Below are 12,681 nucleotides of genomic sequence, written 5' to 3'. Positions count from 1 at the left end.
AAGGGAAGTTACGCGTCAGTAAAATGTGACGTGCTTCACGTTAACCTCACGCGGCCAGCGATCCCGGCAGCAACACTCCGGCCCCGAACTTCGCCCGGACCAGGTCGGCCACCGCCTCGATCCGCCGCGCCCGCTCGTCGGCCGGGTCGAACGTCAGCTGCCGGGCGGCCCGGTCGGCCGGGATGAGCCCCTCGGCCCGTACGGAAAGAGCCCGCACCCGCGCCCGTTGCAGTCCGAGCGACCCATGGATCCGGTATACGGCTCCGGCGAGCGCCGCGGAGTGCGCGGTCGGCTCACGCAGCGCGCGGGTACGGACGGTCGTGGACCGGTCCGCGTACCGCACGGTGAGGGTCAGGGCCCCGCACACCTGGCCCGCCCCCCGCATCCCGGCCCCCAGCTCCTCCGTGATCGAGAGCAGCGCGCGCCGCTGCCGCTCCTGGTGCAACTCGTCCAGCGGGAAGGTCCGTTCGGCCGCGATCGAGCGTGCGGCGGCGTTCGGGACGACCGGCGTACGGTCGACGCCGCGCGCCTTCTCGTACACCTCGCGCCCCAGGCGTACCCCGACGAGCCGCTGGAGCGTCGAGAGCGGTACGGCGGCGGCCGCGCCGATGGTGTCGAGACCGTACGACCGCAGCGTCCGGGCCGTCGCCGTACCGACGCCGGGCAGCGCGCCGACCGGTCCCGGCGCCAGGAACCGCTCGACCGCGCGCTCGTCGTCGGGCACCACGTACGTCGTCCCCGGCGCGGCCCGGTCCGCGGCCATCCGGGCCAGCATCGGGGTGGCGGCCACCCCGATCACACAGCCGGTCCCGAGGTGCGCGAGCGCCCGCACCCGCAGGACGGCGGCGATCCCGGCCGCGTCGAGGCCGAAGTACCGTTCGGCGCCGCGCACATCGACGAGCGCGGCGCCGGGGGGCAGCACCTGGACGACCGGGCTGATGTCCTCGATCAGCCCGAGCAGCGCGGGCAGGGCCGGTTCGGCGTCGCGGGGCAGGCGTACACAGAGGATCATCCGGCGCTCCCCGGGCTGGAGTGCCACAACTTCCGCCCGGTGGGCAGGCCTTCGCCGGGCGGCCGGAGGTCGGACCACGGGTTCATCTCGTAACCGGTGGACATCTTGATCCGCCGGCCGTTGTCCCCGGACGGGGCGGGGGCGGGGTCGGGCGAAGAAGCCGGTCCCGGCCCGAGCGCCGGCCCTGGGGCCAGGTCGGGCGAAGAAGAAGGCGAAGGAGCCGCCGCGTCCAGCGCCGCCGCGACCGCCTCCAGGCCGCCCTCCTTCCGCAGCTCCACCAGCTCCGCCAGGTTCCACGCCGCCGCCCCGACCACGCTCAGGCTCCGCGCCCCGCGCCGCTGTACCACCCCCCGTACCAGCAGCAGCCAGGAGTGGAACACCGTGTGCGCGCACGCCTCGTGGCTGTCGTCAAAGAAGGCCAGGTCGACCAGGCCCGTCCCGTCGTCCAGGGTCGTGAAGATGACCCGCTTCCCGGAGCGGATCGGCGGGGTCTGGGTCGCCACCTTGGCCCCCGCCACCAGGACGGTCCTGCCGTGGGGCACGTCCCGCAGCCGTTTGGCCGAGATCGCGCCCAGCTCCTTGAGGAACGCGTAGTGGTCCCCCATCAGATGACGGGAGGCGTCCATGCCGAGCACACCCAACTCGGCGCTGAGACGCTCCGCGTCACCCAGGTCGGGCAGTCCGACGGGAGCGGTCCGCTGCCCCCCGCCCAGGGGGAGTTGGTCACCGCGGGAGCCCACCCTCCGCTGCGCGCCGTGCAGTTCGGACAGGTGCAGCAGCAGGTCCCGGCGGTTGGCGCCGAAGGCGTCCAACGCGCCCACCTGCGCCAGTCGTTCGGCCACCGGACGGCCCGGCCTGGCCCGCTGCCAGAAGTCCAGCAGCGAGGAGTACGGCTGCCCCGCCTCGATCCGTGCCGTCTCCGCCTCGCTGATGCCATGGACGTCGGAGAGCGCGAGCCGCAGCCCCCAGGTCCCCGGCCGCACCTCTTCACCGGACACCAGTTCGATTCGATGAGTGACAGCCGACCGGTTCACATCCAGCGGCAGCACCGGCACCCCCCGCCGCCGTGCGTCCGCCAGCAGCAGCCTCTTCGGGTACATCCCCGGGTCATGGGTGAGCAGCCCGGCGTAGAAGGCGGCCGGGTGGTGCGCCTTGAGCCAGGCCGACTGATAGGTCGGTACGGCGAACGCGACCGCGTGCGCCTTGCAGAAGCCGAACGAGCCGAACGCCTCGATGATCTCCCAGGTACGCGCGATCACGTCGGGCGCGTATCCCCGCTCCCGCGCCAGCCGATCGAACCAGACCCGGATCCGGCCCTGCGACCCGGGGTCGGACAGTCCTCTGCGCACCTTGTCCGCCTCCTCCTTGCCGCAGCCCGTCATGATGTCCACCATCCGGATGATCTGTTCGTGGAAGACGACCACCCCGTACGTCTCGCTCAACGCCTTCTCCAGGTCGGCGTGGGGGTAGCGGACGGGCGCCCGGCCGTGCCGGGCCTCGATGAACGGGCGCACCATGTCGGCCGCCACCGGTCCCGGCCGGAAGAGCGAGATGTCGACCACCAGGTCGTGGAAGGTCGCGGGCTGGAGCCGGCCGACCAGGTCGCGCTGGCCCGGCGACTCGATCTGGAAGCAGCCCAGGGTCTCGGCGGAGCGGATCAGCCGGTACGTCTCCGGGTCGCCCTCCGGTACCTGTGCCGGATCGTCCAGGTCCAGTTCCTCGCCCGTGGCGCGCGCGATCTCCGTGACCGCGTGGGCCATCGCCGACTGCATCCGTACGCCCAGGACGTCGAGTTTGAGCAGCCCCAGCCGTTCGACGTCCTCCTTGTCGAACTGGGACATGGGGAAGTGCTCGCCGCTGGTCGGCACCACCGGGGTACGGCGCAGCAGCGAGGCGTCCGAGAGCAGCACCCCGCACGGGTGCATGGCGATCCCGCGCGGCAGCGCGTCGAGCGCCTCCACCAGGTCCCACAGCCGGGCGTACTTCGCCCCGCCCCGCTCCGACTCCCCGGCCAGCGCGCGCAGTTCGGGCAGTTCCTCCATCGCGGCGCGGGCGTCCCTGGCGCGGATGTGCGGGAAGGACTTGGCGATCCGGTCGATGTCGGCGGGGTCCATGGAGAGGGCCGCGCCCACGTCCCGTACGGCATGACGCACCCGGTACGTCTCCGGCATGGCGACGGCCGCGACCCGCTCGGGGCCGAACCGGTCGAGGATCGCGCGGTAGACCTCCAGGCGCCGCGCGGACTCGACGTCGATGTCGATGTCGGGGAGTTCCAGCTCACGCCATCCGGTGGACTGCCTGGGCGGCTGTCTGCGGGTGGAGAGGAAACGTTCCATCAGCAGGCCGTGCGCGACCGGGTCCGCGTGGGCGATGCCCAGCAGGTGGTTGACCAGGGATCCCGCGCCGGAGCCCCGTGCCGCGACCCTGACCCCCATCCCCTTCACGTCGTCCACGACCTGAGCCACCGTCAGGAAGTAGGAGGCAAAGCCGAGTTGGTCGATCGTGCGCAGCTCGTCGTCCATCCGGTCCCAGTACTCCCGGTGGTCACCGCGCCGGTCGTAGCCGCGCAGCACCATCCCGGCGGCGGCGCGTGAGCGCAGGACCCGCGCGGCGCTGCGGCGGTCCGCGCCGACCAGCCGGGGCTCGGGGAAGTGGACGGTGCCGATGCCCAGGTCGTCCTCGGGATCGACCACACAGCTCGCGGCGGTCTCCTCGGTCAGGGCGAGCAGCCGGTGGGCGATGTCCCGCCGGAATCCGGCGGCCTCGGCGACCAGCTCGGCGGTACGGACCATCGCGTCCGGCTCCTTGAGCCAGCGCTCCCCGCTGTCGAGGCCGCCGCGCGGGTCGATGGGCATGAGCCTGCGGGCCGAGTCGAGCACGTCGGCGACCGGCCCCTGCCCGGGGTCGGCGTAGCGCACGGCGTTGCTGAGCACCGCCCGTACCCCCTGCTCGGCGGCGAACCCGAGCGTGCGGGCGGCGTGCCGCAGCGATCCGGGTCCTGTGCCCGTACGTCCGTGGTGCACGATCTCCAGGCGCAGCGCGTCCCCGTAGATCTCGCGCCAGGGCGCGAGGAGCCGCGCGGCCCGGTCGGGGCGTCCCGCGGCGAGGGCCCGGCCGGTCTCGGAGCCGGGTCCGAGGAGCACGGTCAGCCCGTCGCCGTGGTTGTCCTGCCAGGGCAGCAGCGGGCCGCCCTCCCCGGCGGCATGCGCGGTGGAGACGAGCCGGCACAGGTCCGCCCAGCCGGTCGAGCCGTCCCGGGCGAGGAAAACCGCGCGGGGCGCGGACTCGTCCACGAAGGCACCGCCCCGCACAGGCACCCGCCGGCGCTCGGTGCCACCGGCCCCTGTCGTACGGGCCCACTCGCCGCCGCCGGATCGCGCTGCCGTACGGGCGGTACGGGCCCCCTCGGCATCCCGCTCCCCCACCGCCAGCTCCACCCCGAACAGCGGACGGATCCCCTCCGCGACACACGCCTTGGCGAAGCGGACCGTGCCCGCGAGGGTGTCGCGGTCGGTCAGCGCGAGGGCGTCCATGCCCCGCGCGGCCGCGCGCCCGGCCAGCCGCTCCGGATGCGAGGCCCCGTACCGCAGGGAGAACCCGGAGACGGTGCGCAGATGCGTGAACCTGGGCATCCGCACCTCCTGGCTCCGTCCGTTCTCACCGTTCTCACCTCCCCCGTCCCCACCATAGACCAAGTTTCGAACGTGCGTACGATTAGCGTTCTCTCGACCATTCAGCCCCCTCCCACCTGCGGGGATACCCCGGGCCCCGGACCGTGAGGGCATGACTTTCCTGGACGAGGTGAAGACGGCGGTCACTCCGAGGGCGGCGCTGCTGATCGCCGGCGTGCTGGGGTTGCAGCTGCTCTTCATCGCGTCCTACGTGGGGGCGCTGCACAGCCCGAGGCCCACGGATGTGAAGGTCGCCGTCGTCGCCCCGGGGCAGCTCGCCGGCCAATTGGCGGCCGAGCTGAGGCAGCTGCCGGGCGAGCCGCTCTCCCCGCGCACGCTCCCCGACGAGGGGACCGCGCGCCACCAGATGCTGAACCGCGACATCGACGCCGCGCTGATCATCGACGCCCAGGGCACCACCGACACCCTGCTGGTCGCGTCCGGGCAGGGGTCCACCGAGACCAGTGTCCTGGTGAGCGTCTTCGACCAGATCGAACAGCAGCAGCGGCGCGGCCTCCGGCTGGACGACGTGGCACCCGCCTCGGGGCACGACGCCCACGGGCTGTCCTCGTTCTACCTGGTCGTCGGCTGGTGCGTCGGCGGCTACCTGTGTGCCGGGGCCCTCGCGATCAGCGCCGGGGCGCGGCCGGCCAACCGCGGCAGGGCGACGATCCGGCTGCTCGTGACGGCGGTGTACGCGATCGTCGGCGGCCTGCTCGGCGCGGTGATCGCCGGGCCGATCCTGTCCGCGCTGCCGGGCAGCCTGTTCGGGCTGTGGGGACTCGGCGCGCTCACCGTCTTCGCGGTCGGCGCGGCCACCCTGGCGCTCCAGTCGGTCTTCGGCATCGTCGGCATCGGCGTGGCGATCCTGCTGATCGTCATCGCCGGCAACCCGAGCGCGGGCGGCGCCGTCCCGATCCCGCTGCTGCCGGACTTCTGGCGCTCGATCGGGCCCGCGCTGCCGCCGGGCTCCGCCACCTGGGTCGCCCGCTCGATCGCGTACTTCCACGGCAACGCGATCGCCGTGCGGCTGATCGTGCTCTCCGCCTGGGCGGTCGGGGGCACCCTGCTCCTGCTGGTCATGTCCTCGCTGCGCGGGAGGGGCGGGAGGGGCGGGAGAGGCGAGAGGGGCGGGAAGGCCGCCGGGCCGGACGGGGAGAGCGGGGAGCCCCCCGGCACCGCCCCGGGAACGGCGCACGCGCCGGACGGGTCCGATCCAGGCCCGTCCGGCGCGTGAGGTCGATCAGTCGATCAGTCGGCCGGTTGGCCGGTCAGTCGGCCAGTCGGCCAGTCGGCCAGTCGGCCAAGAGGGGAGGAGCGTCAGCCGATCTGCACCCCGAACGCCGCCAGCGCCTCCGGCACCGGCTGGAAGAACGTCGTCCCGCCCGCCGTGCAGTCGCCACTGCCGCCCGAGGTCAGCCCGAGCGCCGTGGAGCCCGCGAACAGCGAGCCGCCGCTGTCGCCCGGCTCCGCGCAGACCGTGGTCTGGATCAGCCCGTTGACGATGTCGCCGTTGCCGTAGTTCACCGTGGCGTCGAGCCCGGTGACCTGGCCGCTGTGCACCTGGGTGGTGGAGCCGCTCCGGGTCACCTGCTGCCCGACCGTCGCCGCGCCCGCCCCGGTGATCGCCTGCGCGCTGCCGTTGTAGAGATCGACCTCGCTGGGGTGGGCGATCCCGGCGGCGTACTTCACCAGGCCGTAGTCGTTGTCCGGGAAGCTGGAGCCCGCGTTGGCCCCAATCGGGGTGCCCTGCGCGTCGGACCAGGTCTGGATGGCCGCCGTGCAGTGGCCCGCCGTCAGGAAGAACGGCTCGCCGTCCTTGACCACGTTGAAGCCGAGCGAGCAGCGTCCGCCGCTGCCCGTGATCGCGTCACCACCGGCCACGAAGGGCGTGAACTCCCCGGCCACCTTTGACAGTTCCGCCCTGCCTCCCAGATCCTTCACCACACCGCTGAGCCGGTCCCAGGCGGCGCCCGCGACCGTGCTGTCGGCCGTGACGGCGAGTTTGTTGGTCACCGGGTCGACCGCCCAGGACGTGCCGGGGAGGGACGCCCGGTCGGCGAGGGTCTCCGACGCGTCCTTGAGTTCGCCCAGGGTGTTCTCGACCAGTCTGGCCCGGCCGCCGGCCTCGCGGACCGTCTCGGCCGCCCGCTCGTCGACCACGTTCACCACCAACGCCTTGGTCCTGGCGTCGTAGTACGAGCCGGCCGTGTCGCCGCCCAGGCTGTCGTCGAGCGTCGAGGCGAGGTTTCCGGCCGCCGCGGCCGTCAGTGTTTTCAGGGTGGGAGGAGGCGTTCCTTCGCTGGCGTTCGCAGTCTGGAAGGTAAGGCCGGCCGCCACCAACGCGACCACCGCACCACCTGCCAGCGTCGCCCGCTTCTTCGAAATGCGCCGGTGCTGCACCATCGACCTCCTGTGGGGGGAACCGCGCCGGAGCATGTGGGGTGTCCTGGCACGGGGATGAGGCGCCCACTATTCCGAGACCGGCGAGTGGCACACAAGGCCGAGTTCAGGACGCGCTCACCGCCAGCCGAACAGCCCCGGGCCCCTCGGCCATCCGGGGTGGGACAGGAACGGTTCCAGGTGCGAACACCCGGTGCGACCACCGGGGCAGCAGGGGGTAAGGACTAGTCCTGTCCTGAAACCGACCCTCACTGCTCACATCCGCCCCAGAGGCCCCACAGCCGCCACGGGACAAACGGCGTGAACCGGCCGCGCGGCCCGGCCTGATGGGTGATCAGCACGCCGGCGGGGAATGCAGGAACACGGTGCTTGTACACGAGGAAGGGGTGGGGGTTGCGACGTCGCGTGCGCGGGGCGGACGGGCGGCATCTGATGGTGGAGCGATTGGGCGACCCGCACGGCAGACCGATCTTCCTGATGCACGGCACACCGGGCAGCAGACTGGGCCCCGCCCCCCGCGGCCTGGTCCTGTACCAGCGGGGGATGCAGCTGATCGCCTACGACCGTCCGGGGTACGGGGATTCCGACCGGCTCCAGGGGCGCAGCGTCGCCGACGTGGCCCAGGACGTGACGACGATCGCCGACGCCCTGGGCCTGGAACGGTTCGCCGTCGTGGGCCGCTCGGGCGGCGCTCCGCACGCGCTGGCCTGCGCCGCGCTGCTGCCCGACCGGGTGACCCGTACCGCCGCGCTGGTCACCCTCGCGCCCCGGGACGCGGCCGGGCTCGACTGGTTCGAGGGCATGGCCGCCTCGAACGTCCTGGAGTACACCACCGCGTCCGTGGACCCGGACGGGGTGGCGGCCCGGCTCACCCCGCGCGCCGACGCGATCAGGAAGGACCCGGTGCGGCTGCTGGACGATCTGCGCAGGGAGCTGACCGACTCCGACCGGAGGGTGGTCGCCGACGCCGGTGTCAGGATGATGCTGCTGCGCAACTACCAGGAGGCGCTGAGGACTTCGGCGTACGGCTGGATCGACGACGCGCTCGCCTTCTGTAGCCCGTGGGGCTTCGACCCCGCCGACATCCAGGGTCCTGTGCTGCTGTGGCACGGCGAGCAGGACGTGTTCTCCCCGGTCGGTCACACCCGCTGGCTGGCGGAGCGCATCCCGGACGTGACAACCGTGCTGGAGCCGGCCGCCGCGCACTTCGCCGCGCTGCACGCCCTGCCCCGTACCCTCACCTGGCTGCTCAACGACTGACCCCGGCCTCGGTCCGGCTGTTCTCCCGTAGTGGGTCCCCCGGCCGCCGCCGTGGTGCGGTGTGACCCCTCGGACAGCCGCGCCACTTGTTTCAAAAACAGCGGCAACGGCAACTCCTTGTCCATGCGCACATCGAAGCCGGCCCCTGCCGCCGCTCGTGTGGAACGGGCGGACGAGACGGTCAGGCGGGCCGAGACGGCCCTGCTCGCGTCCGTGGACCGCCTCGGCCACCTCGAAAAGCTGGACCCGCTGATCACCGGGATGCGACGGCGGGTGCGCGCGCTGCCCCTGGGCCGCTATCGGGACGTACTGCACGGCAGGCCGCTGGGACACCCTCTCCATCCGGTCCTGGTCCAGGTCCCGACGGGCTCCTGGCTGTCGGCCGCCGTGCTGGACGTCGTGCCCGGTGGGGGGCGTCACGCACGACTTCTGGTGGGGCTCGGCGTGGTGTCGGCCCTCCCGGCCGCCCTGGCGGGATGGGTGGACTGGGCGGAGCAGCACGAAGAGCAGGGCCGTGTCGGACTGGTGCACGCGCTGGCGAACGGCGCGGCCATCGGGCTGTACACGGCGTCCTGGGTGGCCCGTGGCCGTCGCCGGCCCGTGCTCGGCCGGGCGCTCGGTCTCGCCGGCCTCGGAGCGGTGAGCCTCGGGGGAGCGTTGGGCGGGCACCTCGCCTATCGGCAGGCCGCCGGTGCCAACAAGGCGGAGCCGGTGTCGCATGTGATGGAACCGGGCTGGCAGACCCTGGGGCGGATGGAGGAGTTCCCGGTCGGTGAGGCGGTACGCCGGCTCGTGGGTGAGGTGGCCCTGCTGGTGGTACGTGAGGCGGGGGGTCACATCAACGTCCTGGCCGACCGGTGCAGTCACGACTCCGGCCCGCTCTCGCAGGGGACACTCGCCGACGGCTGCGTCACGTGCCCCTGGCACGGCAGCGTCTTCCGGCTCTCGGACGGCTGGAACGTGCGCGGTCCCGCCACCTCGCCACAGCCCTCGTTCGAGACCCGCACGGCCGGCGACGGCACGGTGGAGGTACGGGCACCGCAGGCGCACTGAGAGGCTTCGCCCGTCTCGCCTCCGTCCCGCCTCCGCCGCGTCGGCTCCCTCATCCGGTGCATCATCCGAACGCGCCGGCATGAGCAGCCGCACAGCGGCGACGGCGCTGTCGGCGGGGGACCGGGTCGTTGTGCCGTTCAACATCTCCTGCGGCACCTGCTGGATGTGCGGCCAAGGGCTCCACTCCCCGTGCGGGACGACACAGGTGCGCGACCGCGGCACGGGAGCCGCATTCTTCGGCTTCTCCCAGCTGTACGGAGAAGTCCCGGGCGGCCAGGCGGAGTTCCCGCGGGTCCGCTTCGGGAGCGCGCTGCCCGACGTCCTGCCGACGGCATGGCAGGCGGTCGAGTACGCGGGCGGGGCAGCGGCGCCGTCATCGACGCGGTCGGCATGGAGGCACACGGGGCGGGAGCCGCCGGCGCCGCGCGCCTTCACCATCGCTGTGGACGCGGTACGGCGCGGCGGGACCATCTCCGTCATCGGCGTCTACGGCGTCTACGGCGGAACGGTCGACCCGGTGCCGATGATGACCCTCTTCGACAAACAGATCCAACTGCGCATGGGCCAGGCGAACGTCAAACGCTGGGTGGACGACATCCTCCCGCTGCTGAACGAGAACGACCCCCTGGGAGTCCACGACTCCGCCACGCACCACCTCCCCCTGGAAGAAGCGGCGCAGGCGTACAAGACCTTCCAGGAGACGAAGGACGGCATGGTCAAGACGCTGCTCGTCCCCTGAGTTCGTCCCCTCAGGACGCCCGGCTCACCGATCGCCCCAGGGCCGACCGGAAAGCCCGATCGGGTGAACCCGTCGGGCGGCGGGCGGCTTCACCGCGTCGAGGATCTCAGAAGGGGCACCCGTCTTACGCGGATTCCGCACACTGCCCCCTGCGGCAGCCGGCGTCACTCCGCCCCCTCCCCCCAACGATCGGAACACAGTGAGCGCCAAGAAGAAGAACCCCGTGACGGCTGTCGCCGACAAGGTGGCAGAGAAGGTGCAGGACGCCGTCCGTCCCGGCAACGAGACCCCGGGTGCGCCGGGACCGGTGCCGCCGCCGCTGGACGAGCCGACCGAGCCGGCCGGTCCGCTGCCGCCCAAGTCCGACCAGCGCGGGCCCGACACGTACAGCCCGACCGGGCAGGAGACCGGAGTCCCGCCGAAGAAGGTGGCGCAGGGCGGGGAGCGGCTGACGACCGCGCAGGGTGCCCGGCTGTACGACACCGATCACTCGCTCAAGGCCGGCCCGCGCGGACCGGTGCTGTTGCAGGACCACCACCTGCGGGAGAAGATCACCCACTTCGACCACGAGCGCATCCCCGAGCGGGTGGTGCACGCCCGGGGCGCCGCCGCGCACGGCGTCTTCCAGGGCTACGGCACCGCCTCGGGGATCAGCAAGGCCGCGTTCCTCGCGAAGGACGTCGAGACGCCGGTGTTCGTCCGCTTCTCCACCGTGCTGGGCTCACGCGGTTCCGCCGACACCGTTCGCGACACCCGGGGCTTCGCGACGAAGTTCTACACCTCCGAGGGCGTTTTCGACCTGGTCGGCAACAACATCCCGGTCTTCTTCATCCAGGACGCGATCAAGTTCCCCGACGTGATCCATGCCGGCAAGCCGCACCCCGACCGCGAGATCCCGCAGGCCCAGAGTGCGCACGACACCTTCTGGGACTTCGTCACCCTGCACACCGAGGCCACCCACCACACACTGTGGAACATGTCGGACCGGGGCATCCCGCGGTCCTACCGCATGATGGAGGGCTTCGGCGTCCACACCTTCCGGCTGGAGAACGCCGAGGGCACCAGCACACTGGTGAAATTCCACTGGAAGCCGAAGCTGGGCGTCCACTCGCTGGTCTGGGAGGAGGCGCAGATCACCGCGGGCGTCGACCCGGACTTCCACCGCAGGGACCTGGCCGACGCGATCGAGGCGGGCGCGTTCCCCCAGTGGGAACTGGGAGTGCAGACCTTCCCCGACACCGACGACCAGATGTTCGAGGGCATCGATCTGCTGGACCCGACCAAATTCGTGCCCGAGGAACTCGCACCGATCCAGCCGATCGGTCTGATGACGCTGGACGCGAACCCGTCGAACTACTTCGCCGAGACCGAGCAGGTCGCCTTCCACGTCGGCCATCTGGTGCCCGGCATCGACGTCACCAACGACCCGCTGCTCCAGGGCCGCCTGTTCTCCTACCTCGACACCCAGATCAGCCGGCTGGGCGGCCCCAATTTCGGCCAGCTGCCGGTCAACCGCACCCACGCGCCGGTCAACGACATGCTGCGCGACGGCATGCACCAGAGCGCCGTCCACAGCGGTGTGGCACCCTACCGGCCGAACTCCCTCGACGGTGGCTGCCCGTTCCTGGCCGGCGCCGACACCGGTGCCTACATCGAGGTACCGGTCGAGGTACCGGCGTCCCGCAAGGTCCGCGAGGCCGCGGCGTCCTTCGACGACCACTTCAGCCAGGCCCGGCTGTTCTGGGTCAGCATGACGCCCACGGAGCGCGAGCACATCGTGGCCGCGTACACCTTCGAGCTGAACAAGTGCTGGGAGCAGACGATCAAGGAACGGGCCCTGCTCGTCCTCGCCAACATCGACGGCGAGCTGTGCGAGCAGGTCGCCGCCGGACTGGGTCTGCCGGCGCCGGGGGCGACCGTACCCCTGACCGAGCCGCGGCCCAGCCCCGCCCTGTCACAGCTGGGCGGCAGGTGGCCGAGCGACGGCCGGATCATCGGCATCGTCACCGCCGGCGACCAGGATCTGTCCGGGGTACGGGCGGTCCGCCGGGCGGTGTCGGACGCCGGCATGGTGCCGCTGGTCATCGCCCCGACCGGCGGGAAGCTCGACCAGGACGGCGACCCCGTGACCGTGCAGCGCACCTTCGCCACCGCCCGCTCCACCGAGTTCGACGCCATCCTCCTCGCCGGCGCACCGGCCCCCGGCGCCGACGCGAGCGGTGCCCGCGACGCCAAGGTCGACGACGACCTGGCGGTGGCCGCCGGGATCGACCCCCGGGTCCTTCTGCTGATCACGGAGGCGTACCGGCACGGCAAGGCGCTGGGCGCGTGGGCGGACGGGGCCGACGTCCTGGAAACCGCCGGCATCGCACCCGACGCCCCCGGCGTGGTGACCACCGCCACCGACCCCGCGGCGGTACTGGACGGCGTCACCGAACTGCTGGCCCACCACCGCGCCTGGGACCGCTTCGACCCGGCAGTGGGGCGCTAGGGCGTGTCCGCAAAGTGGGGCCTGGCTCACCGGCCGCCGCACAGAGGCGCTG

General features: G+C 72.4%; 7 protein-coding genes and 1 pseudogene. 5 read left to right on the top strand and 3 right to left on the bottom strand.

All coding sequences use genetic code 11. The features are described 5' to 3' along the window. Positions 1–46 precede the first annotated feature (46 nt). Both OG349_RS28500 and OG349_RS28495 read right to left on the bottom strand, forming a co-directional pair. Complete coding sequence (locus OG349_RS28500) at positions 47–1,012, bottom strand: DNA polymerase Y family protein (RefSeq protein ID WP_327237298.1); 966 nt, start codon at positions 1,010–1,012, stop codon at positions 47–49. Then, entirely contained in the window at positions 1,009–4,644 is a 3,636-nt protein-coding gene (locus tag OG349_RS28495; protein WP_327237297.1) for a DNA polymerase III subunit alpha, read from the bottom strand. The genes OG349_RS28500 and OG349_RS28495 overlap by 4 nt, the downstream gene beginning before the upstream one ends. 151 nt (positions 4,645–4,795) lie before the next feature. Here OG349_RS28495 and OG349_RS28490 point away from each other — a divergent pair, with 151 nt between their 5' ends. Then, a complete protein-coding gene (locus tag OG349_RS28490; RefSeq protein WP_327237296.1) occupies positions 4,796–5,920 on the top strand; it encodes an ABC transporter permease in 1,125 nt (374 codons plus the stop codon). An 83-nt stretch (positions 5,921–6,003) separates the two neighbouring features. Here the strand turns inward: OG349_RS28490 and OG349_RS28485 are convergent, their stop codons facing one another. Next, positions 6,004–7,086, bottom strand: a complete 1,083-nt coding sequence (locus OG349_RS28485) for a S1 family peptidase (protein ID WP_327238769.1) — start codon at positions 7,084–7,086, stop codon at positions 6,004–6,006. A gap of 393 nt (positions 7,087–7,479) precedes the next feature. Between OG349_RS28485 and OG349_RS28480 the strand changes: the two genes are divergently transcribed. From OG349_RS28480 to OG349_RS28465, 4 genes and pseudogenes are all read left to right on the top strand, one after another. Then, positions 7,480–8,346: an alpha/beta fold hydrolase gene (locus OG349_RS28480; protein WP_327237295.1), complete on the top strand. Its 867-nt coding sequence runs from the start codon at positions 7,480–7,482 to the stop codon at positions 8,344–8,346. Positions 8,347–8,469: 123 nt separating this feature from the next. Continuing rightward, positions 8,470–9,399 (top strand): Rieske 2Fe-2S domain-containing protein, encoded by a 930-nt coding sequence (locus tag OG349_RS28475; RefSeq protein ID WP_327237294.1) that lies wholly within the window; start codon positions 8,470–8,472, stop codon positions 9,397–9,399. 100 nt (positions 9,400–9,499) lie between these two features. Beyond that, positions 9,500–10,138, top strand: a pseudogene (locus OG349_RS28470) (hypothetical protein); the annotation flags it as partial. Positions 10,139–10,382: 244 nt separating this feature from the next. Continuing rightward, the gene (locus tag OG349_RS28465) at positions 10,383–12,629 is read left to right on the top strand and encodes a catalase (protein WP_327238768.1); all 2,247 of its coding nucleotides are present in this window, start codon (positions 10,383–10,385) and stop codon (positions 12,627–12,629) included. Positions 12,630–12,681: the final 52 nt, after the last annotated feature.

Source organism: Streptomyces sp. NBC_01317, from assembly GCF_035961655.1.
GTDB lineage: Bacteria > Actinomycetota > Actinomycetes > Streptomycetales > Streptomycetaceae > Streptomyces.
Note: the sequence above shows the minus strand (reverse complement) of the source record. Positions and strands in the feature narration are given on the sequence as shown.

What these genes read in the sequence shown, in the direction of transcription:
- OG349_RS28490 (WP_327237296.1), top strand. Translation starts at nt 4,796, where the DNA reads ATGACTTTCCTGGACGAGGTGAAGACGGCGGTCACTCCGAGGGCGGCG.
- OG349_RS28475 (WP_327237294.1), top strand. Translation starts at nt 8,470, where the DNA reads ATGCGCACATCGAAGCCGGCCCCTGCCGCCGCTCGTGTGGAACGGGCG.
- OG349_RS28495 (WP_327237297.1), bottom strand. Translation starts at nt 4,644, where the DNA reads ATGCCCAGGTTCACGCATCTGCGCACCGTCTCCGGGTTCTCCCTGCGG.
- OG349_RS28500 (WP_327237298.1), bottom strand. Translation starts at nt 1,012, where the DNA reads ATGATCCTCTGTGTACGCCTGCCCCGCGACGCCGAACCGGCCCTGCCC.